General features: G+C 64.8%; 23 protein-coding genes, 2 tRNA genes and 2 pseudogenes. 17 read left to right on the top strand and 10 right to left on the bottom strand.

Going from position 1 to position 26,308, the window contains the following annotated elements; translation table 11 throughout:
• Nucleotides 1-77: pseudogene (locus A5634_RS30270) on the top strand (hypothetical protein); the annotation flags it as partial.
• Between the two features lie 485 nt (nt 78-562).
• The gene (locus A5634_RS30090) at nt 563-712 is read left to right on the top strand and encodes a response regulator transcription factor (protein WP_367593448.1); all 150 of its coding nucleotides are present in this window, start codon (nt 563-565) and stop codon (nt 710-712) included.
• Between the two features lie 49 nt (nt 713-761).
• Here the strand turns inward: A5634_RS30090 and A5634_RS29830 are convergent, their stop codons facing one another.
• Nucleotides 762-890: a hypothetical protein gene (locus A5634_RS29830; protein ID WP_301337096.1), complete on the bottom strand. Its 129-nt coding sequence runs from the start codon at nt 888-890 to the stop codon at nt 762-764.
• 137 nt (nt 891-1,027) lie between these two features.
• Between A5634_RS29830 and A5634_RS04585 the strand changes: the two genes are divergently transcribed.
• The 3 genes from A5634_RS04585 to A5634_RS04595 all read left to right on the top strand — a co-directional run bounded on the left by A5634_RS04585 (nt 1,028) and on the right by A5634_RS04595 (nt 4,006).
• Nucleotides 1,028-1,870, top strand: coding sequence for a DoxX family protein (locus A5634_RS04585; RefSeq protein ID WP_065142900.1), 843 nt, complete (start codon nt 1,028-1,030; stop codon nt 1,868-1,870).
• An 88-nt stretch (nt 1,871-1,958) separates the two neighbouring features.
• Complete coding sequence (locus A5634_RS27005; RefSeq protein WP_081290196.1) at nt 1,959-2,531, top strand: DUF4333 domain-containing protein; 573 nt, start codon at nt 1,959-1,961, stop codon at nt 2,529-2,531.
• Entirely contained in the window at nt 2,528-4,006 is a 1,479-nt protein-coding gene (locus tag A5634_RS04595) for a neutral zinc metallopeptidase (protein ID WP_065142902.1), read from the top strand. The genes A5634_RS27005 and A5634_RS04595 overlap by 4 nt, the downstream gene beginning before the upstream one ends.
• Here A5634_RS04595 and A5634_RS04600 read toward each other — a convergent pair whose 3' ends face one another.
• Nucleotides 4,007-4,384 carry a PH domain-containing protein gene (locus A5634_RS04600; protein ID WP_253861483.1) on the bottom strand — a complete coding sequence of 126 codons (378 nt, stop codon included), beginning with the start codon at nt 4,382-4,384 and terminating at the stop codon, nt 4,007-4,009.
• A 236-nt stretch (nt 4,385-4,620) separates the two neighbouring features.
• On the opposite strand from A5634_RS04600, the gene A5634_RS04605 reads away from it, so the two are divergent.
• The 3 genes from A5634_RS04605 (at nt 4,621) to ilvC (ending at nt 8,055) form a co-directional block, all read left to right on the top strand.
• Nucleotides 4,621-6,474, top strand: a complete 1,854-nt coding sequence (locus A5634_RS04605; protein WP_065142903.1) for an acetolactate synthase large subunit — start codon at nt 4,621-4,623, stop codon at nt 6,472-6,474.
• The gene (gene ilvN, locus A5634_RS04610) at nt 6,474-6,989 is read left to right on the top strand and encodes an acetolactate synthase small subunit (protein WP_065142904.1); all 516 of its coding nucleotides are present in this window, start codon (nt 6,474-6,476) and stop codon (nt 6,987-6,989) included. The genes A5634_RS04605 and ilvN overlap by 1 nt, the downstream gene beginning before the upstream one ends.
• Before the next feature lie 64 nt (nt 6,990-7,053).
• Complete coding sequence (ilvC, locus tag A5634_RS04615; RefSeq protein ID WP_065142905.1) at nt 7,054-8,055, top strand: ketol-acid reductoisomerase; 1,002 nt, start codon at nt 7,054-7,056, stop codon at nt 8,053-8,055.
• Nucleotides 8,056-8,215: 160 nt separating this feature from the next.
• Here ilvC and wrbA read toward each other — a convergent pair whose 3' ends face one another.
• Genes wrbA through A5634_RS04635 form a run of 4 tightly spaced genes read right to left on the bottom strand, consistent with a single transcriptional unit; the run spans nt 8,216 to nt 13,917 of the window.
• Entirely contained in the window at nt 8,216-8,818 is a 603-nt protein-coding gene (gene wrbA / locus A5634_RS04620) for an NAD(P)H:quinone oxidoreductase (protein ID WP_065142906.1), read from the bottom strand.
• Entirely contained in the window at nt 8,815-10,245 is a 1,431-nt protein-coding gene (locus A5634_RS04625) for a phytoene desaturase family protein (RefSeq protein WP_065142907.1), read from the bottom strand. The genes wrbA and A5634_RS04625 overlap by 4 nt, the downstream gene beginning before the upstream one ends.
• A gap of 48 nt (nt 10,246-10,293) precedes the next feature.
• Nucleotides 10,294-12,078 (bottom strand): tetratricopeptide repeat-containing glycosyltransferase, encoded by a 1,785-nt coding sequence (locus A5634_RS04630; protein WP_253861484.1) that lies wholly within the window; start codon nt 12,076-12,078, stop codon nt 10,294-10,296.
• Between the two features lie 9 nt (nt 12,079-12,087).
• Nucleotides 12,088-13,917, bottom strand: coding sequence for a glycosyltransferase (locus A5634_RS04635; protein ID WP_253861485.1), 1,830 nt, complete (start codon nt 13,915-13,917; stop codon nt 12,088-12,090).
• Nucleotides 13,918-14,090: 173 nt separating this feature from the next.
• On the opposite strand from A5634_RS04635, the gene serA reads away from it, so the two are divergent.
• Together serA and A5634_RS04645 are read left to right on the top strand one after the other, a co-directional pair.
• Complete coding sequence (gene serA, locus A5634_RS04640) at nt 14,091-15,674, top strand: phosphoglycerate dehydrogenase (RefSeq protein WP_065142910.1); 1,584 nt, start codon at nt 14,091-14,093, stop codon at nt 15,672-15,674.
• Nucleotides 15,671-16,681, top strand: a complete 1,011-nt coding sequence (locus A5634_RS04645) for a 3-isopropylmalate dehydrogenase (protein ID WP_065142911.1) — start codon at nt 15,671-15,673, stop codon at nt 16,679-16,681. Before serA ends, A5634_RS04645 begins: the two co-directional genes overlap by 4 nt.
• 133 nt (nt 16,682-16,814) lie before the next feature.
• On the opposite strand, the pseudogene A5634_RS27010 reads toward A5634_RS04645, so the two are convergent.
• Nucleotides 16,815-17,870: pseudogene (locus A5634_RS27010) on the bottom strand (MFS transporter); the annotation flags it as partial.
• A gap of 36 nt (nt 17,871-17,906) precedes the next feature.
• Nucleotides 17,907-19,142, bottom strand: coding sequence for an MFS transporter (locus tag A5634_RS04655; RefSeq protein ID WP_065142954.1), 1,236 nt, complete (start codon nt 19,140-19,142; stop codon nt 17,907-17,909).
• Nucleotides 19,143-19,334: 192 nt separating this feature from the next.
• Between A5634_RS04655 and A5634_RS04660 the strand changes: the two genes are divergently transcribed.
• From A5634_RS04660 to A5634_RS04675, 4 genes are all read left to right on the top strand, one after another.
• Nucleotides 19,335-20,123 carry a fumarylacetoacetate hydrolase family protein gene (locus tag A5634_RS04660; protein ID WP_065142913.1) on the top strand — a complete coding sequence of 263 codons (789 nt, stop codon included), beginning with the start codon at nt 19,335-19,337 and terminating at the stop codon, nt 20,121-20,123.
• Nucleotides 20,120-21,592, top strand: a complete 1,473-nt coding sequence (gltX, locus tag A5634_RS04665) for a glutamate--tRNA ligase (protein ID WP_081290197.1) — start codon at nt 20,120-20,122, stop codon at nt 21,590-21,592. The genes A5634_RS04660 and gltX overlap by 4 nt, the downstream gene beginning before the upstream one ends.
• Before the next feature lie 137 nt (nt 21,593-21,729).
• Nucleotides 21,730-21,801 (top strand) — tRNA-Gln (locus A5634_RS04670).
• An 83-nt stretch (nt 21,802-21,884) separates the two neighbouring features.
• A tRNA-Glu gene (locus A5634_RS04675) sits at nt 21,885-21,957 on the top strand.
• Between the two features lie 69 nt (nt 21,958-22,026).
• On the opposite strand, the gene A5634_RS04680 is transcribed toward A5634_RS04675, so the two are convergent.
• Both A5634_RS04680 and A5634_RS04685 read right to left on the bottom strand, forming a co-directional pair.
• Nucleotides 22,027-22,521, bottom strand: coding sequence for a PPOX class F420-dependent oxidoreductase (locus A5634_RS04680; protein WP_065142915.1), 495 nt, complete (start codon nt 22,519-22,521; stop codon nt 22,027-22,029).
• A gap of 20 nt (nt 22,522-22,541) precedes the next feature.
• Nucleotides 22,542-23,243 carry an IclR family transcriptional regulator gene (locus tag A5634_RS04685; protein WP_065142916.1) on the bottom strand — a complete coding sequence of 234 codons (702 nt, stop codon included), beginning with the start codon at nt 23,241-23,243 and terminating at the stop codon, nt 22,542-22,544.
• Between the two features lie 88 nt (nt 23,244-23,331).
• Here A5634_RS04685 and leuC point away from each other — a divergent pair, with 88 nt between their 5' ends.
• From leuC to A5634_RS04700, 3 genes are all read left to right on the top strand, one after another.
• Entirely contained in the window at nt 23,332-24,750 is a 1,419-nt protein-coding gene (leuC, locus tag A5634_RS04690) for a 3-isopropylmalate dehydratase large subunit (RefSeq protein ID WP_065142917.1), read from the top strand.
• 35 nt (nt 24,751-24,785) lie between these two features.
• Entirely contained in the window at nt 24,786-25,382 is a 597-nt protein-coding gene (gene leuD / locus A5634_RS04695; RefSeq protein ID WP_065142918.1) for a 3-isopropylmalate dehydratase small subunit, read from the top strand.
• A gap of 213 nt (nt 25,383-25,595) precedes the next feature.
• A complete protein-coding gene (locus A5634_RS04700) occupies nt 25,596-26,249 on the top strand; it encodes an HU family DNA-binding protein (protein WP_065142919.1) in 654 nt (217 codons plus the stop codon).
• Nucleotides 26,250-26,308: the final 59 nt, after the last annotated feature.

Here is a 26,308-nt window from a genome sequence, read left to right on the forward strand (position 1 = left end):
TCGACATGCTGGGCAACGCCGGCTTTGTCCGCAACGTGGTGGAGAAGGCGCGCGATCACCGCAGTTTCCGGCTGGACTGTGCGAAACATCGCCGCCACCGCGACCAGTCGCGCGATCCCGCTCGGCGCCTTCTCGCAGTGGACCGACGACGCGGAAAGCGCGTCCTTTGCGTTGGCGCGCAGAGTCGTCGAGGCACTGACCGACGGTCTGGCAGCGGATCGTCTGGTGGTCTTCGTCGACGATGCCCATTTACTGGACGACCTGTCGGCACTCGTCGTGCACCAACTGGTGCACTCGCGGCTCGCGACCGTGATCCTGACGGTACGTACCGGCGCGGCGGCCCCGGCCGCCGTAACCGCGCTCTGGAAAAACGGCCTGCTGCGCCGTTGCGAATTAGAACCGTTGACCCGCAGCGGAATTGACGACCTGCTGGCCGCGGCCTTCGGGACCGCCCCGGATCGGCACGGCGCGGACGAACTATGGCGACGCGACCAGCCCGGCGATCGAGGCGGCGTCCTTCGCGCCGCCATTCTCCAATCGGGAGCGTGAGATCGCGGTGCTGGTGGCCCAAGGGCTGTCGAATCGCGAGATTGCCGAGGCGGTGTCTCTTTCGGTGCGGACCGTGGAAAGTCACGTTTATCGTGCCAGCACGAAGGCCGGGGTGAGTGGGCGCGCCGCGCTCGCCGAGATGATGCGCAGCCCGGGTAGCTGAGATCACGCCTGGATCGACGTCCTTGCCGTAGTCGCTGCCGTGACGAGTATCAGGCGCTGAGCGCGCAGGTGGGTTCGTTGCCACCGGCGGCATCGGAGGCGTCGGTGGAGCCGGGGGAACCGGAGGCCTGGGCACCGCCGGAACCGGAGGCAGCGGCGGGCCCGCATAGCAAACGCATGTTTTCGCCGATTGGGCGCCGATCGGCGTTCCCGGGGGGCACCTGCAGCGTTCTCGGTGGGCGAACTGCGGATTTGTCTGGCAGAAGCGCCGTCTCAAATCCCAGCTTCAGCTGCAAAAGCCCTTACCCTGACACGGGTGACCAGTTCGAATGATTTGCATTGGCAGCGGCCGGACAGTCCCGCGGTGCCAACTTCTAGCCGTCCCGCCTCGGCAAGCCTGGTCGACCCGGAAGACGATCTGACCCCCGCCGGGTACGCAACCGACTTCGGCACCACCGGTACCACGACCATCATCCCGCCCTATGACGCCAATACCGGCAGCTCGGGCTACAACCTGATGGACGCCCAGGAGCCATTGCCTTATGTGCAGCCACAGCCGCTGAGTCGCCAGGTTCCCGCAGTTCCGGCCGCCATCGACATCGATGAGGACGACGAGCGGATACGCGCCGCCTCCCGACGCGGTACCCAGAACTTCGGCCTACTGATCCTGCGGGCCGGTCTGGGCGTGGTGCTGATCGCGCACGGACTGCAGAAGCTTTTCGGCTGGTGGGGCGGCTCAGGGCTGCACGGATTCAAGAACGCGCTGACCGACATCGGTTTCCAGCACGCCGACATCCTCGCCTACGTGAGCGCCGGCGGCGAGATCGTCGCCGGGGTGCTGCTGGTGTTGGGCTTGTTCACCCCGATCGCGGCCGCGGGCGCCCTGGCGTTCCTGATCAACGGCCTGCTCGCGTCGGCCTCGGCGCGGCCACGGTCGGACACGTTCACCTATTTCCTGCCGGATGGGCACGAGTACCAGATCAGCCTGATCGTGATGGCGGTTGCCGTCATCCTGGCCGGCCCCGGGCGCTACGGACTCGACGCCGGGCGCCGCTGGTCCAGCCGGCCATTCATCGGGTCGTTCGTGGCGCTGCTGAGCGGAATCGCCGCCGGCATCGCGGTATGGGTCCTGCTCAACGGGGTTAACCCGCTGGCCTGAGCGCGGATTGTCGCGAACTTCCCGCATCTGTCGGACCGGAATGACCTAACGTGTAGGTCGTCCATTCGCCTGCTGGCAGGGGGATACCTTGAGCACACCCCGAGACTTCGGCCAGCGCCCCTGGCCACAGGGGCCCCAACGGGGGCCTCATCAGGGGCCGCGCCCCGTTTACGGGTCGCCGCCACCACAGAGTCCGCGGCGCCCGCCGTCACCGTATCCGGCTCCCGGCCAGTACTGGCAACAGCCTCCGCAGCGACAGTGGGTCCAGCCGACACCCACCCCTGCGCCGAACACGCCAAAAAAGAGCAAGTCCAAGGCCAAGCCCTTCCTGATTGCGGGTGCGATCGCCGCGGCGTTGATCGTCGTGGTGGTCGCCGTGTTACTGCTGTCCGGAACCGTGAACGGTGACGTCAAGAAAGTCGCCGTCGCAAGCGTGCAAACCGAGGTCCAACAAGTCCTGGTGGATCGGATCACCGGCTACGACGAAGGCGACATCGGCGAGATCAGGTGCAACAACGGCAAAGATCCGACGGTCAAGAAGGGCGGAAGCTTTACCTGCGACGTCACCGTCCGAGGTAAGCAGCACCAATTGAAGGTGACGTTTCAAGACGCCGACGGAACTTACGAGGTCGGCTTACCTCAGCTGGACGGTGGCAAATGAGGCCGGGTTGGGTCAAAGCTCTGGTCATTGCCGGGTGTGTGTTGCTCAGCATTACCGGATGCGGCTCGTCCGGTAAGACGAGCATGGTCAGCGGGCGGGCCGTGTCAGGGCTCTACGATCCGGCTCAGGTGGGTGGATTGCCGGTGAGTGACGGCCCCAGCGGACCGCGCCCGAATGCCCCGGCGCCCACCGGCACCGTGAAGAACACCGACAACGGCGAGATCGATCACCTTGCGTTGTTGTCGCTGAACGACATTGAAGATTTTTGGCAGCAGAACTGGCCGGCCGCTGCCAAGAAACCCTTCAAGGCGGTCAGCACCGTCGTGTCCTACGACTCGAGCGATCCCTCCAGCCCGATCGTGTGCCGGACCAAGACCGCCGGCGCCATCAACGCCGCCTACGTCTTCAGCTGCAACCTGGTCGAATGGGACCGCGGTCAGCTGTTTCCCGCGGCCAAGAAGTTCTTCGGCGATATGGCCGTGGTTGGCATTCTCGCCCACGAGTTCGGGCACGCACTGCAGGTCAATGGCGGCTTGGTCAACACGCGGACGACGCCGACATTGGTCATGGAGCAGCAAGCGGACTGCTTCGCCGGGGTTTATCTGCGGTGGGTGGCCGAGGGGCACTCGTCCCGCTTCACGCTGAGCACCGGCGACGCGCTCAGCCATGTGATCGCCGGCATGCTCAAGATCTCCGATCCGATCATGACCGAGGAAGACTACGAGCAGTCCGAAGACTCCGCCCACGGCTCCGGGTTCGACCGGGTCAGCGCATTCCAGATGGGGTTCAACAGCGGGTCCGGGACGTGCGCCAAGATCGACACCGACGAAATCAAGAAACGTCGTGCAGGCTTGCCGGTGGCGTTGCAGGAGGAGGCGTCAGGCGGGGCGGATCCGGGTGAAGTGACCATCAACGAGGACACCGTCGGAACCTTGGTCGAGATACTCAACAAGATCTTTTCGCCGAAGTCGCCGCCGACGTTGTCGTTTGCTTCCAGCTCGTGCTCGGATGCCAAGCCGACCCGAGGCGCGTCGTATTGCCCGGCGACCAATACCGTCGTGGCCGACTTGGCTGCCTTGCAGGAGATCGGCAAACCCGGTGGTCGCAAGGGCATGACCGACCCGCAAATGCTGCAAGGCGACAACACCGCGCTGTCCATCGTGGTGTCGCGCTATGTTCTGGCGCTTCAGCACGAGCGGAATTTGCCGCTGGACACCGCGGTGGCCGCGTCGCGCACGGCGTGCCTGACCGGCGCCGCTCAGCGCGGCATGACCCAGGTCGTCAGCATCCCGTCGGGCAAACAGCTGGTGCTCACAGCCGGCGACCTGGACAAGGCCGTGATCGGCCTGCTGGTCAATGGGGTGGCCGCCAGTGACGTCAACGGCGAAAACATGCCGGCCGGCTTCACCCGCACCATCGCGTTCCGTGGCGGCGTGCTCGACAACGTCGACGAATGCTTCGACCGGATCGCGTAATCAGCGGTAGGGGTTAGGCACCCGGCCCGAGCTGGCTTCGGTCAGTTGCGGCAGCGTCGCAAATGTCACTGCGGGTAACCGCAGCTCAGCGCCGCTTTTGAGGTGGGCGCGGGCCCAGTTGCCGCGGTGGAAACGCAAGCCGTCGATGTCCTCCCAGACCACCGACTGGCTGCCGAGCAACGTCCGCACGGTCACGCCGCGATCGTCGGCCACGGTGCGCAGCCGGATGATCAACGCGGACAACAAGACCGGGACAACGAGCACCGGCGCGCTCAGCGGCCAGGCCAGCACCAAAGCCAGCAGGCACAGTGTCAAGAACCCGACAGCCAGATGTGCCATCGGCGATACCTTGATCACGACGGGCGCCTGCGTATCCACCCTGGCATCATCGCATCGCCGCCTGACGTGCTGCGCCGACGGTGTCCGGATTTGACTCCTGAGCTGTGCGAAGGCTACCGTCGGACGCTATGAAGTCTGGGATGCTCGTAGTAATTAGTCGGCGCGTTGGTGCCTGACTAGCCATCGAGCACCAACGCCGCCCTCGTACAGCAGCTGCGCTGACGGGGGCTTTTTGTTGCCCACGACACCACTGAAGACAGGACAACGAGGAAAAAGTGAGCGCACCGACCAAGCCGCACTCGCCGGCGTCGAACCCGGAGGGTTCAGGCACGACCAATGGAAAGTCCGCGCCTGTACAACCGAAACGTATTGCGCCGCAACAGATTACCGGCGCACAGGCGGTAATCCGGTCGTTGGAGGCGCTCGACGTTGACGTCATCTTCGGGATTCCCGGCGGTGCGGTGCTGCCGGTGTATGACCCGCTGTTCGACTCGCAGAAGCTGCGCCACGTGCTGGTGCGTCACGAACAGGGTGCCGGGCACGCTGCCAGCGGTTATGCGCACGCCACCGGCCGGGTCGGAGTGTGTATGGCGACATCTGGCCCCGGCGCCACCAACCTGGTGACCCCGCTGGCCGATGCGCAGATGGACTCGATCCCGGTGGTCGCCATCACCGGTCAGGTCGGCAGGCAACTGATCGGGACCGACGCGTTCCAAGAGGCCGATATCTCGGGCATCACGATGCCGATCACCAAGCACAACTTCCTGGTTCGCACCGGCGACGAAATCCCGCGGGTGATCGCCGAGGCGTTCCACATCGCCGCATCCGGTCGCCCAGGCGCCGTGCTCGTCGACATCCCCAAGGACGTGCTGCAGGGTCAGTGCACGTTCAGCTGGCCCCCGCGCATGGAGCTGCCCGGCTACAAGCCGAACACCAAACCGCACAACCGCCAGATCCGTGAGGCCGCCAAGCTGATCGCCGCCGCGAAAAAACCGGTGCTGTATGTCGGCGGCGGCGTCATCCGCGGCGAGGCGACCCAGGAGCTACGGCAGTTGGCCGAGCTGACCGGAATCCCGGTGGTCACCACTTTGATGGCGCGCGGCGCGTTCCCCGACAGCCATCCGCAGAATTTCGGTATGCCGGGCATGCACGGCACGGTGGGTGCGGTGGCGGCGCTGCAGCGCAGTGATCTGCTGATCACCCTGGGCGCCCGTTTCGACGACCGGGTGACCGGACGGCTCGACTCGTTTGCGCCCGAGGCCAAGGTGATTCACGCCGACATCGACCCCGCTGAGATCGGCAAGAACCGGCACGCCGACGTGCCGATCGTGGGCGATGTCCGCAACGTCATCACCGACCTGATCGAGATGCTGCGGCACTACGAGGTTCCGGGCAACCTCGAGATGACCGACTGGTTGGCGTATTTGGAGGGTGTGCGCAAGACGTACCCGCTGAGCTACGACCCGCAGAGCGACGGCAGCCTGGGGCCGGAATACGTGATCGAAAAGCTCGGCGAGATCGCCGGACCCGATGCCATCTACGTGGCCGGCGTGGGCCAGCACCAGATGTGGGCCGCGCAGTTCGTCAAGTACGAAAAGCCGCGCACCTGGCTGAATTCCGGCGGTTTGGGCACCATGGGCTTCGCCATCCCAGCGGCCATGGGCGCCAAGATCGCCCTGCCGGACACCGAGGTGTGGGCGATCGACGGCGACGGCTGCTTCCAGATGACCAACCAGGAGTTGGCCACCTGCGCGATCGAAGGTATCCCAATCAAGGTGGCGCTGATCAACAATGGCAACCTGGGCATGGTTCGCCAATGGCAGACGCTGTTCTACGAAGAGCGTTACTCGCAGACCGACCTGGCTACCCACTCGCACCGCATCCCCGATTTCGTGAAGCTGGCCGAGGCGTTGGGCTGCGTCGGAATGCGTTGCGAGCGTGAGGAAGACGTCGCGGAGATGATCAACAGAGCGCGGGAGATCAACGATCGCCCGGTGGTCATCGACTTCATCGTCGGGGCCGACGCGCAGGTCTGGCCGATGGTCGCCGCGGGCACCAGCAACGACGAGATCCAAGCAGCACGTGGCATCCGTCCGCTGTTCGACGACATCACCGAAGGACACGCCTGATGACCACTAGCTCGACGAAGACACACACACTGTCGGTTCTGGTTGAAGACAAGCCCGGTGTGCTTGCCCGCGTGGCAGCGCTGTTCTCCCGCCGCGGTTTTAACATCGAGTCGCTGGCCGTGGGCGGCACCGAACAGAAGGACATGTCGCGGATGACCATCGTGGTCTCCGCGGAAGAGACGCCACTCGAGCAGATCACCAAGCAGCTCAACAAGTTGATCAACGTGATCAAGATCGTCGAGCAGGACGACAACAACTCGGTGGACCGGGAGTTGGCACTGATCAAGGTGCGCGCCGACGCCGGCACCCGCAGCCAGGTCATCGAGGCGGTAAACCTTTTCCGCGCCAACGTGATTGACGTATCGCCGGAATCGTTGACGGTGGAAGCCACCGGCAACCGCGGCAAGCTCGAAGCGCTGCTGCGACTGCTGGAACCGTTCGGTATCAAAGAGATCGTTCAGTCCGGTGTGGTTTCGATGGCCCGCGGCCCCCGCAGCATCGGTACCGCGAAATAATTTTCGATAGCTAATACAAGAAGGAGATATTGACGTGGCAGATGTGCCAGCGCAGACGTTGGAGATGTTCTACGACGACGACGCAGACCTGTCGATCATTCAGGGCCGCAAGGTCGGTGTGATCGGCTATGGCAGCCAGGGACACGCGCACTCGTTGAGCCTGCGCGACTCCGGGGTCGAGGTGAAGGTCGGTCTGAAGGAGGGTTCGAAGTCGCGCGCCAAGGTCGAGGAGCAGGGTCTGGAGGTCGACACACCCGCCGAGGTCGCCAAGTGGGCCGACGTGATCATGCTGCTGGCTCCCGACACCGCGCAGGCCGACATCTTCACCAACGACATCGAGCCCAGCCTCAAAGACGGTGACGCACTGTTTTTCGGGCACGGTCTCAACATTCATTTCGATCTGATCAAGCCTCCGTCCAACGTGACCGTCGCGATGGTCGCGCCGAAGGGGCCCGGGCATTTGGTGCGCCGCCAGTTCGTCGACGGCAAGGGCGTGCCAGCGCTCATCGCCGTCGACCAGGATCCGACCGGTGAGGGCCAGGCGCTGGCGCTGTCCTATGCCAAGGCGATCGGCGGCACGCGCGCCGGTGTCATCAAGACCACCTTCAAGGACGAGACCGAAACCGACCTGTTCGGTGAGCAGGCCGTATTATGCGGTGGCACAGAGGAATTGGTGAAGACTGGCTTCGACGTGATGGTCGAGGCGGGCTACCCGCCGGAGATGGCCTACTTCGAGGTGCTGCACGAGTTGAAGTTGATCGTCGACCTGATGTACGAGGGTGGCATCGCCCGGATGAACTACTCGGTGTCCGACACCGCGGAGTTCGGCGGGTATTTGTCAGGTCCGCGGGTCATCGACGCCGACACTAAGGAGCGGATGCGCGCCATCCTGCGCGACATTCAGGACGGCAGCTTCACCAAGAAGCTCGTCGCCAACGTCGAGGGCGGCAACAAGCAACTCGAGGACTTGCGCAAGGAGAACGCCGAGCACCCGATCGAGGTCACCGGCAAGAAGCTGCGTGACCTGATGAGCTGGGTCGACCGCCCGATCACCGAAACCGCCTGACGGCGAACAGACGCAGAATCGCCCTGGAACGTGCGTTCCAGGGCGATTCTGCGTCTTCTCGCGCGGGGAGCGTGCGGTGCTTCTCGCGCGGGGCAGAGGGCCACCTCGTTCGCCGAGAGATAAGCCACTGCGACGGCTTTCGGCGTGTCGTGTGTGTGGGTTATCTGTCGGCGAGGCGCGCCGCGGTAGAGACGACGCGGCGCGCCAGGTGGTCCAGCGCGTCGGCCGTTGCGTCGTCGAACTCGGTGATGTTTTCGCGGGTGGCGACCAGGCCAACCCCGTAGGGGTTGCCGTCGACGAACTTCAGCGGGTCGGTGTATCCGGGCGGCACGATGATTCCACCGAAGTGCATTAGTGAGGTGTACAGACCGATCAGCGTGGTCTCCTGACCGCCGTGCGGGGATTGCGTCGAAGTCCATGCGGCATAGACCTTGTCGGCCAGCTTGCCCTGCGCCCACAAGCCGCCAAGTGAGTCCATGAACGTCTGAAACTGTGATGTGGTCGAACCGAATCGGGTCGGCGAACCGAAGATCACCGCGTCCGCCCACACGATGTCCTCGCCGGTGGCGGCCGGCAGATCTTTGGTCGCCTCGTAGTTCGCCGTCCACGCCGGATTCTCGGCGAACGCAGCGGGATCGCGGGTTTCGGCGATGTGGCGGACCCGAACCTCGGCACCAGCGTCCTCGGCCGCCGCCGCGACGCGCTTGGCCATCGAGGTGCCGTGTCCGGTGGCGGAGTAATAGATGATCGCAAGTTTTGTCATGGCGCCAGCTTAGGCATTTCGGTAATACCGAACTCACGGCGCAGCATCGTCCGCGCCGCGTTGTACCCGCCCATGCCGTGCACCCCGGCGCCCGGTGGTGTGGCCGCTGAACACAAGTAGACCTTAGGAATCGGTGTGCTCCAAGGGTTTACCCGCAGCGTAGGACCGGCGATGGCGCGCACCGTCGAGTTGCCGCCGACGCTGATGTCACCACCGACGTAGTTGGCGTTGTGGTCGGCCATCCGCGCTGCGGGAACGCTGCGGGAAGCCACCACGATGTCGCGGAACCCTGGCGCGAACCGCTCGACCACGGCGGTGACGGCCTCGGTCGCATCCACGGTGGATCCCGCCGGCACATGGGCGTACGTCCAGAACGGCCGCCGGCCATCAGCATCGATTCGACCGGGATCAGCGAGATGCGGAGAGGAGCCGAGCACCATCGGCAACTGCGCGTGGCGCCCCGTGGCGATGTCGGCTTCGGCCCGCGCCATCTCCTCGCGGGTACCGCCGAGGTGCAGGGTCGGGGCTTGGTTCACCCGGGGATCCGACCACGGAATATCGCCGCTGAGCACAAAATCCACCTTGGCCGCACCAGAACCAAAGCGGTAGTGCCGCAACGCTTTAGCGTACCGGCCGGGAATCGTGTCGCCGTACACGTTCAGCAGCGTGGTGGGCGCCGTGTCGAAAACGGCGATGCCTTCCGGTGGCTCGGTCACTTCGACGCCGGATGTCAGATCACCGCCGTGCGCACGCAGGTCGGCGATCAAGGCGTCGGAGATCGCTTGGGTGCCGCCCACCGGTATTGGCCAGCCCACCGAATGGGCAAGCGTCGACAGCATCATCCCGGCACCCGCCGACGCCAGCGACGGCAACGGCGTAATCGCATGTGCGGCAACGCCGGTGAATAATGCACGCGCGTCTTCACCCGTCAGCAAGCCCCAAGCAGGTGTGCCCTGAGCCAGCATTCGCAAGCCGAGCCGCGCTGAGGTCACCAAAGAGCTTGGCACCGAGCGCTTGTCGCCGAGAAGAAAATCCACTACCGCGTCGGAGTTCGACACCAACGGACCCAGAAAGCGCCGCCACGCCGCACCGTCGTCCAGTTCTGAGCAGGTGCGCTCCAGATCGCGATACGCGATAGCGGCGGGCCGGCCCGGCAACGGGTTGGCATAGGAAATCTCCGGCACCGCCAATTCGACTCCGCGCGCGGTCAGATCGAACTCGGCGAAAAACGGTGACGCGTATGCCAGCGGATGCACCGCCGAGCACACGTCGTGCAAGACTCCGGGAAATTCCAAGTCGACCGCGCTGCGGGCGCCGCCGCCGAATGTGGGCTGGGCTTCGAGGACCTGGACTTTCAATCCGGCACGGGCACAAATTACGGCCGCGGCGAGCCCGTTGGGTCCGCTGCCGATGACGGTGACATCCATCTGTGAATTACAGCCGACGACGTCGCTAAAGGGAATCCGGGAACCATTTCACACCGACGTGATGCACAGCACCTCGTCGAGACTGGCGGTCCCCAGTCCGGCGGCCGCGGCCCGCCGGCCGAGTTCGGCGAGCGGATCTATATCAATGTCACGAATACCGCCGACGCGATCCAGTCGCGCGGTATCGAACATCGCCGGGCCGTACGCCACCTGCTTGCTCAGCACGTAGCGACCCGCCGCAGGCGCTCGGCTTACCGTGTCCTCCGCCGCGCTCGCACCGCTCAGCGTGACCGCATCGCCGAAGTTGATCGCTACCTGGAACACCCGTGGTTCGGCCTCGAGCACCGCAGTAAGGCGGCCGATGAAGCCTTCGGGTGCGTAGAACTGCCAGCCCTGTCCGAGGTGCAGCCAGAACCGTCCGTGGATCACAGCACGCAGGTATGCGAGGCGGGCGGCTGGCCCGTTGCCGGGGGCGGCTTCGGTGAACTCGAGAAACCCATAGCGCTCGAGGAGGTCGGCCCGATCTGCGGCTGACAGGCCGGCATCGACCACCAAGAAGCGTCCGACCCGCGACACGTCGGTGCAGCAGTTCAGCAATGAGTTCAGGGTCAGATCGGTGCCCGCGCGATCCGGGCCGGCGACCAGGCTGACGGTGACCTCGGCGTCGCGCGGACCGGCAAAGAGGCGTTGCGCCAAGGCCTCCGGGTAACGGGATGCCGCGTCGATCATTGGCGGCGCGCACACGTCGAGGTTGGCCGCCATCCGTTTGCGGTCATCGTCGGGGATGTCAGGCCGGGCCAGCACCCGCCGCCAGAGCGCGAACGCCTCGGCCTTCTCATTGATCCACGACGCGCACACCGCCTGCTCGTCGAGCGCGCGCCAGTTGTAGACGTCGGCGCCGACGAAGACGATGTCTTCATCGGGGTAGGGGATCTCGGCAGCGCGCTTGGCAAACATGTAGCCGGGTTGATAGCGCTGCTGCTCGCGATACCAGCGCGCGATGGCATACAGGGGCTCGGCCCGGCTCGGCCGGTTTTCCCAAGCCATCAGGTAACTGTGCTGCACCTGCGCCCACGGCTCGCCGAGTTCGGCCATCGACGCCGCGACCCGCAACAGCGAGTAGAAAACCTCTTCATCCCAACCCCCCATCTCGGCGCGGCGCTCATACCACTTTCGCGCATTGGCGTAATCGCTCATGCAGAAGTAGCTCTGGGCCAGGTAGAAGACGGACCGAGAATCGCTGGGATTGCGTTCGACCTCGGCCAGTAGCAGATCGCGGTCGCTGGCGTGCTTACGTTCCGGGTCGCTGTTGCGTGCGCCGAGTCGACGAGATTCGACGTGGTAGTCGCCGTCCAATCGGTCGTGACGGAAGCTCACGTGGTCCGTCACGTATTCATGTACAACGCCTTCGAAACGGACCGGCAACCCGTCACGGAATAGATGTGGTCGCCAAAAGGTGTTGGTGTCCGAGTCTCGGCACCGCAGCCAGGTGATGTCGGCGCCGAGTCCGCTGAAATCGATTGTGCCGGTGATGATGTCGTCAGCATCTATAACCCAGACGTAGTCGGCCCGCCCCTGCGCCAGGGTCAGCGCCTCGGTTCGGTTGTGGCCGAAATTGCGCCAAGGACGTTCGAATAACTCGCCGGGTATACCGAGTTGGGCCATCCGGTTCCGGATGATGTCCTGGGTACCGTCGGTGGATCCGGTATCCACGATCACCCAAGAGCTGATGTGCGGGGCTACCACGTCAAGCACTTCGTGGACGATATGAGCCTCGTTGCGCACGATCATGTTGAGGCAGATCGCGGGGCGGGCGGTCACGGCGTCTGGCACGGCGAGATCCTAGTTCTGCGTTGGTGTGTCGCGGCTCAGTCTTGGGTCGACAGGCTCGCCTGGGGCACCGTGTCTGATACACAACACTTCGTCAAGGCTGGCGGTCGCGAGCCCGGCGACGGCGGCCCGCCGCCCCAGTTCAGCGAGCGGATCGGGGTCATCGGCACGGATACCGCCGACGCGATCGAGTCGGGCGGTGTCGAACATTGCCGGACCGTATGCCACTTGCTCGGCCAGCACATAGCGTCCGGCGCCGGGTGCGCGAAACACCACCTCGTCGGTCGCGCTTGCACCGATCAACTGGTGCGCATCGGTGAAGTTGACCGCAACCTGATATGCGTGTTCTTCGGCCTCCAACACGCTTGTCAGTCGGGTGATCAAGTTCTCGCGGGCATAGAACTGCCAACCTTGTCCTAGGTGCAGCCAGAACCGTCCGTAGATCCGATCTCGGATCTGGGACAGCAGGGCTCCGGCAGACTGTCCGGCACTGATCGGACAGAACTCCAGAAACGGATACCGTTCGAGCAGTGTCGCGCGAGCGGCCGCAGGCAGGCCGGCGTCGACCACGAGAAAGCGACCGATCCGCCGTACGTCCGTGCAGCAGTTGATGAGTGAGTTCAGCGTCACCTCGATGCCGTCGCGATCCGCCCCGGCCACCAGGCTGACCACCACGTCGGCGTCGCGGCGATGGCCGATCAGGCGCTGCGCCAGCTCACCCGGGTAAGAGGCGGCCGCTTCGAATATCCTCGGCGCACTGTTGTCGCAGTTGGCGGTAATTCGTTGCCGATCTCCGTCAGGTATGCCGGGCCGGGCCAGGATTCGCCGCCAGAGCGCGACCGCTTCGGCGTGCTCGCCGATCCATGATGCGCAGACGGCAGCCTCGTCGAGCGCGCCCCAGGTATAGGTATCCGCACTGACGAGCAACGTGTCCTCAGTGGGAAACGGAATTTCGGCAGCGTGCTTGGCGAACAGATAGCCGAGCTGGTAGCGCTCGTCTAGACGGTAGCGAAAAGCAATGGCGTACAACGGTTCCGCGCGGGTCGGCCGGAACTCCCAGGCCCTCAAATAGGCGTCCTGCACCTCCAGCCAGTGCGCACCCATCGACCACATCGACTCCGCAACGCGGTACATCGATTGGTAGACCTCTTCGGCCCACCCGCCCATGTCGACCCGACGCTGATACCACTTGCGGGCGTTCTCGAAATCGCCCAAGTCAAAGTAACTTTGTGCCAGGTAGAAGACCGACCGCGCATCCTCAGGATTGCGTTCGATCTCGGCCAGCAGCAGGTCGCGGTCGCTCTCGAATTTCTGGTGCGGATTCCGGTTGCGCGATCCGAGGCGGCGCGAATCGATGTAGTAGTCACCGTCGAGTCGGTCGTGACTGAAATCCGAGTCGACCATGACGTATTCATGGACGACGCCTTCGTAGCGGACCGGCAGCCCGTCGCGAAAAAGGTTCGGCCGCCAGATGACATCGGAAGTTTCGCCAAAACGGAGCTGGTAGAGATCTTTGCCCAACTGACCGAAATCGAGGGTGCCTGCAACCTTGTCGTCAGCGTCAAGGACCCAGATGTAGTCGCCGTGGCCCTGCGCGAGGGTCAACGCCTCGGATCGGTTGTGCCCGAAATCGCGCCACGGCCGCTCATGGAGCTCTCCGGGAATGCCAAGACGGGTCATGTGATCGCGGATGATGTCCTGGGTCCCGTCGTCGGAGCCGGTGTCCACGATCACCCACGCACTGATGTATCGCGCGATGTCGTCGAGGGTGGCCTGGATGATCGCCGCTTCGTTGCGGACGATCATGTTCACGCAGATCCGTGGGCGTACGGGGGAGGACACGGCCGGATCGTACTCAGCGGCGCCGGTTGAGGTTAAGGGTTTGCCTACTGATGTGGTCGCGCGGCGACCCGTTGCGCCCGACTCCGTCGCGCTTACGGTCGCCGCTGGTCTCGATGGCGGCGACCCGTTGCGCCCGACTCCGTCGCGCTTACGGTCGCCGCTAGGCTGTCCGGGTGAACTTGCCTGTTGTTTTGATCGCCGACAAACTCGCCCAATCGACCGTCGCTGCCCTGGGGGACCAGGTTGAGGTGCGCTGGGTAGACGGGCCCGACCGCGAGAAGCTGCTGGCCGCGGTACCTGAGGCGGACGCTCTGCTGGTGCGATCGGCTACCACCGTGGACGCCGAGGTGCTGGCTGCGGCCAACAAGCTGAAGATCGTGGCTCGCGCCGGCGTGGGACTGGACAACGTCGACGTGGACGCCGCTACCGCCCGCGGAGTCCTGGTCGTCAACGCTCCGACGTCGAACATCCACAGCGCCGCCGAGCATGCCATCGCCTTGCTGCTGGCCGCCTCCCGCCAGATCGCCGCCGCCGACGCCACGTTGCGCGAGCACACGTGGAAGCGGTCGTCGTTCTCCGGAACCGAGATCTTCGGCAAGACGGTCGGCGTGGTGGGTCTGGGCCGCATCGGTCAACTCGTCGCCCAGCGGATCGCCGCGTTCGGCGCCCACATCGTCGCCTATGACCCGTACGTGTCGTCGGCCCGCGCCGCCCAATTGGGCATCGAACTGCTGTCCCTGGACGACCTGTTGGCCCGCGCCGACTTCATCTCCGTGCACCTGCCAAAGACGCCCGAGACCGCGGGCTTGATCGACAAGGACGCGCTGGCCAAGACAAAGCCGGGCGTCATCATCGTCAACGCGGCGCGCGGCGGCTTGATTGACGAGCCGGCACTGGCCGACGCAATAACCTCCGGTCACGTACGGGCCGCCGGTCTTGACGTGTTCTCCACGGAACCTTGCACCGACAGCCCGCTGTTCGAACTGCCCCAGGTCGTCGTGACTCCGCACCTGGGTGCATCCACTGTCGAGGCTCAGGACCGAGCGGGCACCGATGTTGCCGAGAGCGTGCGCCTGGCCCTGGCGGGGGAGTTCGTGCCCGACGCGGTCAACATTGGCGGCGGCGTGGTCAACGAGGAAGTGGCGCCGTGGCTGGATCTGGTGCGCAAGCTCGGCCTGCTGGCGGCCGCCCTGTCCGATGAGCTGCCGGTGTCGTTGTCGGTCCAGGTTCGCGGTGAGCTGGCCGCCGAAGACGTTGAGGTGCTCAAGCTGTCGGCCCTGCGGGGTCTGTTCTCCGGGGTCATCGAAGACGCGGTGACCTTCGTCAATGCTCCGGCGCTCGCCGCCGATCGCGGCGTCACGGCCGAGATCAGCAAGGCCACCGAAAGCCCCAACCACCGCAGCGTTGTCGACGTGCGGGCGGTCGCCGCAGACGGTTCCGTCGTCAACGTCGCGGGCACGCTCTCCGGTCCGCAGCTGATCGAGAAAATCGTGCAGATCAACGGCCGCAACTTCGACCTGCGCGCCCAGGGCACCAACCTGATCGTTAACTACGCCGACCAGCCGGGTGCGCTGGGCAAGATCGGCACGTTGCTGGGCGCCGCCGGCGTGAACATCCAGGCCGCGCAGCTCTCTGAGGACGCCGAGGGGCCGAGCGCGACGATCCTGCTCCGGCTGGACCAGGACGTGCCTGCCGACGTGCGTTCGGAGATCGCGACGGCAGTCAGCGCCAGCAAGCTCGAAGTGGTTGATCTGTGAAGCTTGCGGTGATCGCCGGCGACGGCATCGGTCCTGAGGTGATCGCCGAGGCGACCAAGGTGCTCGACGCCGTTTTGCCGGGAGTCGAGAAAACCACGTATGACCTGGGTGCCCGCCGATTCCACGCGACGGGGGAGGTGCTGCCGGACTCGGTGGTCCCGGAGTTGCGCGAGCACGACGCGATCTTGCTCGGGGCGATCGGCGACCCCTCGGTCCCCAGCGGCGTGCTGGAGCGCGGACTACTGCTGCGCATGCGCTTCGAGCTCGACCACCACATCAATCTGCGACCGTCTCGGCTGTACCCGGGGGTCAGCAGTCCACTGGCCGGGGACCCCGCGATCGACTTCGTCGTAGTGCGCGAAGGCACTGAGGGCCCCTACACCGGTAACGGCGGCGCCCTTCGCGTCGGCACCCCGCATGAGGTGGCCACCGAGGTGAGCGTTAACACTGCGTTCGGAGTGCGACGGGTGGTTTCCGACGCGTTCGAACGCGCCCGCAAGCGTCGCAAGCACCTGACGCTGGTGCACAAGAACAATGTGCTGACCTTCGCCGGGTCGTTGTGGTGGCGCACCGTGCAAGAGATCGGTGAAAAGTACCCCGACGTGGAAGTGGCCTATCTGCACGTCGACGCCGCCACCATCTACCTGGTCACCGACCCTGGGCGGTTCGACGTGATCGTCACCGACAATCTGTTCGGCGACATCATTACCGATTTGGCCGCGGCCGTCTCCGGTGGGATCGGTCTGGCCGCCAGCGGAAACATTGACGCCACCCGGACCAATCCGTCGATGTTCGAACCGGTCCACGGCAGCGCACCCGATATCGCGGGCCAGGGCATCGCCGATCCGACGGCGGCCATCATGTCGGTGGCGTTGCTGCTTGCCCACCTTGGCGAGGACGACTCGGCCGCCCGCGTGGACCGGGCGGTCGAGGCCCATTTGGCAACTCGCGGGAACGAACGGCTTGCCACCACCGATGTCGGCGAACGGATTGCCGCCGCGCTCTGATCTCCAAACCCGGCGGAAGCACCCGCGTCGGCACCAGCGGCACCGCGACCAACGGGAAAAGGCCGCACAACCCCCAGGCCAGCGGATAGGCGGCCGCGGTGATCAACGCACCGAACATCGGTGCTCCCGCCGCCGCCATTAGGCGTTGCGTGGTGTTCTGAATACCCAACGCGCGTCCGCTCCAGTACGGACCGGCGAATTCAGTGATGGCCGTGGCCTCTAACCCGTTGTCCAGCAACGCGATTACCGCGATCGTCATCATCAGCAAGACGTCGTAAGGCGAGCCAAAATTGTCGCTGAGGGCGAGCAGGAACATCGTCGTGGCGGAGGCGGCGGCGATGATGCGCACCGGTCGCATCCGTGAGCCCACTCGGTCGGACCAGCGGCCCACCAGGACGCGACCGCCGGCACCGATGAGCTGGGAAATGGTCACCAAACCGCCGGCCGCGGCCGCCGGCCAGCCATGGTGATTAATCAGCCAGACCAGCATGAATGTGACGGTCACCGTCTGAGGCATCATCAGCAACCCCGACGCGGCGTGTATTCGCCACAAAACCGACGACCCGCGATACGGACTGGCGAGTTCTTCGACACTGGCGACTGCGCGCGCCTTGCGCGGTGGATCGACCGCCCCGACCAGGCTGATCAGCGCCGAGACACCGCACACAACTGCGGGGAACAGCATCGCGGTGTGTGCGCCTCGCTCGGCCAGCTCGGGAATTACCAACGCGCCCAATGCGATTCCGATCGGTTGCGCAGTCTGGCGGATTCCCATCGCCAGGCCGCGCTGCTCCGGCGGGAACCAGCCAGACACCAACCGGCCACCGGCGCTGTTACAGCTTGCCGCCGCCATGCCGCCGAGAAACAAGAACACACCCATCGCCAGCAGCGAATGCACGGATGCCGCCGCATAGGCCGCGGCCGCCGTGAGCACCGAGCCCAGGGTCAATACGATGCGCTCGCCCAGATGGTCCAAGACGTAACCCCAGCCGACCAAGGTGACGACCATGCCCCAGCTGGGCATCGACGCCAACAGACTGGCCTGGGTAAGCGGCGTTCCGCGTGCGTTTTCCAGTCGTGGGATCAGGAAGGCGACGCCGTTGATGAACAAGAACGAGCTTGCCGTGACGAACAGCGAGACGAAGACGATCGACCAGCGTGCGACCGCGGTGGTCGGCTCCCTGGGCATTCACTCATGCTCGCACAGGTACGCGAGGTTGCCCGCTTACAAAGAACCGTCGACCGGAGTCGCGTGCCGCCCAGCCCTGTCCTCCAGTCCGGGGGCCACCAGCCCAGTGGGTACCACCGGCACCGCCGCCAACGGGAACAGCGCGCACAGCGCGAAGGCCAACGGATAGCCGGACGCGCCGATGATGGCGCCGAACATCGGGGGTCCGGCCAGGGTCATCAGGCGCTGCGCGGTGTTTTGCACGCCCAGCGCGCGCCCGCTCCAGAATTGTCCCGCGAATTCGGTGATGGCGGTGGCCTCCAGACCGTTGTCCATCACGGTGATGACCGACGCCGCAACCATGATCGCGACCGCCAGTGGCGGGTAGAAGTCATTGACGAACGCGAGCAACATCATGGCAACGCTGGTGCCCAATGCGATAAGACGGATGGGCCGCATGCGGGATCCGATGAGATCGGACCAGCGGCCGGCGGCGATGCGACTGGCTGCACCCAGCATCGCGCTGATAGCAACCAACACCCCGGCGGCACCACCGGACCAGTCGTGATCGTCTTCTAGCCAGTCCAGCATGAAGGTCACCGTCATCGACTGCGGCATCACCATCAACGCCGACAGCGCATGGATTCGCCACAGCACACCGGTGCCGCGGTAAGGACTCGTCAGCTCTTCCTCGGTTGCCACCGCGCGTGGCTTGTGCGGCGGATCATGGGCGATCACCGCTGCGACGACGGCCGATACCGCACACGCCAACGCCGGGAACAGTAGTCCGGCAGCGGGTGGTCCATGCTGGGCCAGCCGCGGAATCACCAACGCCGCCATGGCGATTCCCAGCGGCTGTGCGGTTTGGCGGACGCCCATGGCCAAGCCCCGCTGCTCAGGTGGGAACCAACCGGCCACCAGTCGGCCGCACGCGGGGTTACAGCTGGCCGCTCCCATGCCGCCGACGAACAGCAACACTCCCATCGTCACCAGCGAGTCGACCGTTGATGCCGCGTATGCGGCAGCCGCGGTCACCATCGAGCCCACGGTCAGCACGATCCGTTCCCCGACCAGATCCGCTACGTAACCCCAGGCGATCAACGTCACCACCATGCCCAGGCTCGGCATCACCGACAGCAGGCCGGTTTCCGACAACGGGGTGCCGCGAGCAGCTTTGAGTGCCGGGATAAGGAAAGGGACGGAGTTGATGAAGCTAAACGCGCTGGCGGTCACCACGAGCGCCACGGCGACCATCGACCAGCGCGTTGCCGCGCTGACCGCGTCCGATGACATCAAGCCATGCTTGCACACATGCCGTGGCATTCCGAGATCATTGAGACTGCGAAAATGCAGGCCTCTTCTCGCACTTTGTCTGCAAATCCGCAGACTCAACGGGATCGCTCGCGCGACCCTCGCTAGGCCCGATGGCGAGGGCCCGCAGCGCCCGGCTGCGCCGGTCTCGCGACCCTCGCTAGGCTCATCCGAATGCGCCTTGGACGAATCGCCAGCCCCGACGGAGTTGCCTTCGTCAGCATCGAAGGCGAACTGGACGACCCCAGCGGCCTGACGGCCCGCGAAATCGCCGAACATCCGTTCGGCACGCCGACTTTCACCGGTCGCTCCTGGCCGTTGGCGGATGTCCGGCTGTTGGCTCCGATACTTGCCAGCAAGGTCGTCTGCATCGGCAAGAACTACACCGACCACATTGCCGAGATGGGTGGGCAAGCGCCGGCGGACCCGGTGATCTTCATGAAGCCCAACACCGCAATCGTTGGACCGAATGTGCCGATTCGACTGCCCGTCAACGCATCTCCCGTCCACTACGAGGGCGAGCTGGCGGTGGTAATCGGTCGCGCGTGCAAGGACGTCACAGCAGCGCAGGCCGCAGACAACATCCTCGGTTACACCATCGGCAACGACGTATCGGCCCGCGATCAGCAGAAATCCGACGGCCAGTGGACCAGGGCCAAGGGGCACGACACCTTCTGTCCCATCGGACCTTGGATCGTCACCGATATCGACCCGGCTGATCTCGCACTGCGCACCGAAGTCAACGGCGAAGTAAAGCAAGACGCCCGGACCTCGCTGATGATCCACGACGTTGGTGCTGTCGTCGAATGGATATCGGCGGTAATGACTTTGCTCCCAGGCGATCTCATTCTCACCGGAACCCCCGCCGGCGTCGGACCGATCGAGGACGGCGACACCGTCTCGATCACCGTCGAGCAAATCGGGACCCTGTCCAATCCCGTAGTCCGCAAAGGAAAGTCGTGACTGCACCAGAGCATGTGCGGGTTCGGTTCTGCCCGTCGCCCACCGGTATTCCACACGTCGGCATGGTCCGTACGGCGTTGTTCAACTGGGCCTACGCTCGGCATACCGGTGGCACCTTCGTCTTCCGCATCGAGGACACCGACGCCGAGCGGGACAGCGAGGAAAGCTATTTGGCGTTGCTTGATGCCCTGCGCTGGCTTGGGCTGGACTGGGATGAGGGACCCGAGGTGGGCGGTCCGTACGCGCCGTACCGGCAGTCGCAACGCAGCGATCTCTACCGCGATGTGTTGGCACGGCTGCTTGAGGCCGGCGAGGCCTACTACGCCTTTTCCACCCCGGACGAGGTCGAGGCCCGTCACGTGGCCGCCGGTCGAAATCCGAAGCTGGGCTATGACAACTTCGATCGTCAGCTCACCGACGCGCAGCGCAGCGCATACCTGACCGAGGGCCGCAAGCCGGTGGTGCGGCTACGGATGCCCGACGACGACCTCACCTGGGACGACCTGGTGCGCGGACCGATGACTTTCGGTGCGGGCACGGTGCCCGACTTCGCGTTGACCCGCGCCAACGGAAATCCGCTGTACACCTTGGTCAACCCGTGCGACGACGCGCTGATGCGCATCACGCACGTGCTGCGCGGCGAAGACTTGCTGCCGTCAACGCCTCGACAGCTGGCCCTGTATCAGGCGCTGATCCGGATCGGGATAGCCGACCGGATACCCGAATTCGGCCATCTCCCACCGGTATTGGGGGAGGGCACCAAGAAGCTGTCCAAGCGGGACCCGCAGTCGAACCTGTTCTTGCACCGCAACCGCGGCTTCATTCCGGAGGGGCTGCTGAATTACCTTGCATTGCTTGGCTGGTCGATCGCCGACGACCACGATCTGTTCAGCATCGACGAGATGGTCGCCGCGTTCGACGTCGTCGACGTCAACTCCAACCCGGCGCGGTTCGACCAGAAGAAGGCGGACGCGCTCAACGCTGAGCACATCCGCAGACTCGCCGTCGACGACTTCACCAACCGACTGCGCGACTACCTGGACACCCACGGCAAGACACTCGGTTTGGACGACGCGGACTTCGCCACCGTCGCCGAGCTGGTCCAGACCCGCATCGTCGTGCTCGGCGACGCATGGGGGCTGCTGAAGTTCCTCAACGACGACGAGTACGTGCTGGACCCCAAAGCCGCCGCCAAGGAGCTGGGACCTGATGCCGGCCCGGTGCTCGACGCGGCCATCACAGCACTGGACGGCATGCAGGCCTGGGCTACCGACCAGATCGAGGCAGCGCTGAAGTCGGCGCTGATCGAAGGCCTCGAGCTCAAACCGCGAAAGGCGTTCGGCCCGATCCGGGTAGCCGCCACGGGCACCACGATCAGCCCGCCGTTGTTCGAGTCGTTGGAACTCCTGGGCCGTGATCGCAGCCTGTCGCGGCTTCGCTCTGCGCGCGGTCAGATCGGCTCGGCGTAGGCGTGCGAAGCGCGCCGCAAGACTTTGGTAGTCTGCACTGCGGCTTCAAAGGCCTAGGGCCACTGTGCTCAGCGACGCCACCACGCGGGTATCCAACCCCGCTGGATGCGCTCTGACCAGCGGTTTTAGGTAGCAAATGGGGTATGGTGTAATTGGCAACACAGCTGATTCTGGTTCAGCCATTCTAGGTTCGAGTCCTGGTACCCCAGCAAAACCCCGCACGGGCAAGTCGATGCCGAGTGATTATGTGGGGTTCCAGGGGTGAGCTATGCTGGCACTCCGGATCGTGTCTGGCCCCGTCGTCTAGCGGCCTAGGACGCCGCCCTCTCACGGCGGTAGCGTGGGTTCGAATCCCATCGGGGCTACAAGGTCCGCCGCGCAGACGCAAAAGCACCCAATTTCGGTACGAAATGGGTGCTTTGCGTTTGCTCGGCCTACTTGGGAGCGGTGGTGCCGCCCACTGGCATGTTCGGCAATCCGAGCTTGCGGTGATCCCACGATCGGGCCCGCCGGCTGACGATGCGGACACCGACCCGCTTGTTCATCATCTGGTCAACCATCGGCTTGACTTCGTCGCTGTACGGACCGGTGTAGCGCTCCCACACGCTGACCCCGACCCGGTGCAACGCGTCCGGGTCGTCGACGATCTCCGCGACGCCTTCGAATGACACCCCGCGGAGGGTGTCGTAGGTGTCGCCGTCTTCAAGCAGGAAGCTGACCCGCGGATCGCGTTTGAGGTTCACGGCCTTCTGCGACTTGGCTTTGGTCTCCAGCCAGATCTCGCCGTCCACCACCGCGTACCACATCGCCGTCAGGTGCGGCTGTCCGTCGGGCCCGATGGTGGCCAGCGTGCCGGTTCGGCTGTTGTTGACGAACTCGACTATTTCGGCCTCGGACATGACGATGCTGGCGCGCTGATTGGTTCCCATGGCGTCAGTGTGTCAGGTGGTCATAGCCGGCGCGTCAGGGCGTCAGCCGCGGCCAGCAGGTCGGCGGCCCACCGGTCGCCGGGTCTGCGGCCCATCCGGTCGATGGGACCCGACACCGAGATCGCCGCGACCACGACACCGCGTCCATCTCGCACCGGAGCCGAAACGCTTGCCACGCCCGGCTCGCGCTCGGCGACGCTCTGCGCCCAACCGCGTTTGCGCACTTCGGCAAGGACCCGATCGCTGAACATCGCCGTCGGCAGCACGGCTTGCTGGGTGGCGGCATCGCTGTGCGCAAGCAGCACTTTGGCTCCCGAGCCCGCCGTCATCGGCAGCCGCGCACCTACCGGAACGGTATCGCGAAGCCCCGCAGGCGGTTCCAGTGCGGCGATGCAGACCCGAGCGGTGCCGTCGCGACGGTACAGCTGGACGCTTTCGCCGGTCGTCTCACGCAACTGCGGTAGTACGGCTGTGCTGGCGGCCAGCAGCGGGTCGTTGACATGCGCGGCGAGTTCGTTGAGTGCGGGCCCCAGTCGCCAACGTCCCTCTTCGTCGCGACCCACCAGGCGGTGCACTTCAAGCGCGGCCGCCAATCGGTAGGCGGTGGCTCGGGGCAGTCCGGTCCGTTCGCACAGTTCGGCCAGCCCGCAGGGGGATTCAGCAACCGCCTGCAATATGCCGACGGCTTTGTCGAGGACGCCGATACCGCTATGCTGTCTCACAGGAAGATACTAGCGTCTCGCATGATGAGATCACAGGCCTGGGTGATCGGCGAGTCACGAACGAGCAAATCGAGGAAGGCGCCCAGAGATGGCTACGCAGACCCGCCCGCGCACGTTGGCCGAGAAGGTATGGGACGACCACGTTGTCGTCTCCGGCGCGGGCACCGCTCCTGACTTGATCTACATCGATCTGCACCTCGTGCACGAGGTCACCAGTCCGCAGGCTTTCGACGGCTTGCGACTCGCCGGTCGGCCGGTGCGCCGGACCGATCTGACGATCGCCACCGAGGACCACAATGTGCCGACGATCGATATCGACAAGCCGATCGCCGACCCGATATCGCGCACGCAGGTAGAGACATTGCGGCGCAACTGCGCCGAATTCGGTGTGCGGCTTCACCCGATGGGTGATATCGAGCAGGGCATCGTGCACGTCGTCGGACCGCAACTGGGCCTGACCCAACCCGGCATGACGATTGTCTGTGGTGACAGTCACACCTCCACGCACGGCGCATTCGGCGCAATCGCAATGGGTATCGGCACCTCGGAGGTCGAGCATGTGCTGGCCACGCAGACGCTGCCGCTGCGCCCCTTCAAGACGATGGCGGTTAACGTCGACGGCCAACTGCCCGACGGAGTCACAGCCAAGGACATCATTCTCGCGGTGATCGCCAAGATCGGCACCGGCGGCGGACAGGGTCACGTCATCGAATACCGCGGCAGCGCCATCGAATCGCTGTCCATGGAAGCCCGGATGACGATCTGCAATATGAGCATCGAAGCCGGTGCCCGCGCCGGCATGGTGGCTCCCGACGAGACCACGTTCGAGTTCCTGCGCGGCCGTCCGCACGCGCCGACGGGCGCCGACTGGGACGCCGCGCTTGCGTACTGGCAGGAGTTGCGTACCGATCCCGGAGCCGTTTTCGACACCGAGGTGTATCTCGACGCGCCCTCGCTCAGCCCGTTCGTCACGTGGGGCACCAACCCCGGCCAAGGTGTGCCGCTGGCCGCCGCGGTGCCCGACCCGGAATTGATGACCGACGACGCGGACCGTCAGGCTGCCGAGAAAGCATTGGCGTACATGGACCTTCGGCCCGGCATGGCAATGCGTGATATCGCGGTTGACGCTGTGTTCGTCGGATCGTGCACCAACGGTCGAATCGAGGATCTGCGCGCGGTGGCCGACATACTGCGCGGTCGCAAAGTGGCACCGGGAGTGCGCATGCTGGTGGTTCCGGGTTCGATGCGGGTTCGTGCGGAAGCGGAAGCCGAAGGGCTGGGGGAGATTTTTACCGCTGCCGGGGCCGAATGGCGGCAGGCCGGTTGCTCAATGTGTCTGGGAATGAACCCCGATCAGCTTGCGCCCGGAGAGCGTTGCGCCGCGACGTCGAACCGGAATTTCGAAGGGCGACAGGGCAAGGGCGGCCGCACCCACTTGGTATCGCCGGCCGTTGCTGCGGCCACCGCGGTGCGCGGCAAGCTTTCCGCGCCGGCGGATTTGAACTGACGGACTGGAATTTACGCGGAGAAATAGGGGAACCCATGGAGGCCTTTCACACTCACACAGGTATCGGCGTACCGCTGCGGCGGTCCAATGTCGACACCGATCAGATCATTCCCGCGGTCTTTCTGAAGCGGGTCACCCGGACCGGTTTCGAGGACGGCTTGTTCGCAAGTTGGCGCTCAGATCCGTCATTCGTGCTCAATCTCAGTCCCTTTGACCGCGGCTCAGTCTTGGTTGCTGGCCCCGATTTCGGCACCGGATCCTCGCGCGAGCACGCGGTCTGGGCGCTCATGGACTACGGATTCCGGGTGGTTATCTCGTCTCGCTTCGGCGACATTTTCCGCGGCAACGCCGGCAAGGCAGGGCTGCTGGCGGCCGAAGTCGACCAAGATGGCGTCGAACTTCTTTGGAAGCTGATCGAGCAGAGTCCGGGACTGGAAATCACTGTGGATCTTCAAGATCGAAATATCACCGCGGGAACGGCGGTGTTGCCGTTCAGGATTGACGATCACACCGCCTACAGATTGCTCGAAGGCCTCGACGATATAGCCCTTACGCTGCGGAAACTCGACGAAATCGAGTCTTTCGAAGCGGCTCGTCCGAGTTGGAAACCGCGCACTCTGCCGACCTCCTGAAGCATCGCGCGACGTGAATTTCCCTCGCGAAATTCGCGTCAATTTGCGTCCGCGCCACCGGCCAAGGGAGGCAATCGGATTGCGAAAATGGCGCCGTCCTGAAGGCAAACGAGGCCCCAAATTGCGCGTGGCTCTTGGCAATTTGCCAGGTGAGGGTTTACCGTATTGCACTAGTCGGTTCCAAAACGAGGACCACAGGCTTCGGAGGGTTGGATGAACAAAGCAGAGCTCATAGATGTGCTCACACAGAAATTGGGCTCAGATCGTCGGCAGGCGACCGCCGCCGTCGAGAATGTCGTCGACACAATTGTGCGTGCGGTTCACAAGGGCGACAGCGTCACCATTACTGGTTTCGGTGTCTTCGAACAGCGTCGCCGCGCGGCTCGCGTGGCCCGCAACCCGCGCACCGGTGAGACGGTGAAAGTGAAGCCCACGTCTGTTCCGGCGTTCCGTCCGGGAGCCCAATTCAAGGCGGTTGTGTCTGGCGCACAAAAGCTCCCGTCTGAAGGCCCCGCGGTGAAGCGCGGTGTGGTGGCGAGTGCGGCCAAGAAGACAGCCAGGAAGTCGCCGGCCAAGAAGGCCGCGTCGAAGGCTCCGGCCAAGAAGGCGGCATCGAAGGCTCCGGCTAAGAAGGCGGCGTCGAAGGCGCCGGCCAAGAAGGCCGCAACCAAGACCACTGCCAAGAAGGCGGCGTCGAAGGCTCCGGCTAAGAAGGCGGCGTCGAAGGCGCCGGCCAAGAAGGCCGCAACCAAGACCACAGCCAAGAAGACTGCGACCAAGGCTCCGGCGCGCAAGGCAGCGTCGAAGGCTCCGGCCAAGAAGGCTCCAGCCAAGAAGGCCGCAGCCACCCGGCGCGGTCGCAAGTAAGTCCTACAACGCAAATACCCTCCGGCGGGCAGCGATGCCCTTCGGGGGGTATTCGCTTG

The organism is Mycobacterium asiaticum, assembly GCF_001673365.1.
In the GTDB taxonomy this organism is placed as follows: domain Bacteria; phylum Actinomycetota; class Actinomycetes; order Mycobacteriales; family Mycobacteriaceae; genus Mycobacterium; species Mycobacterium asiaticum_A.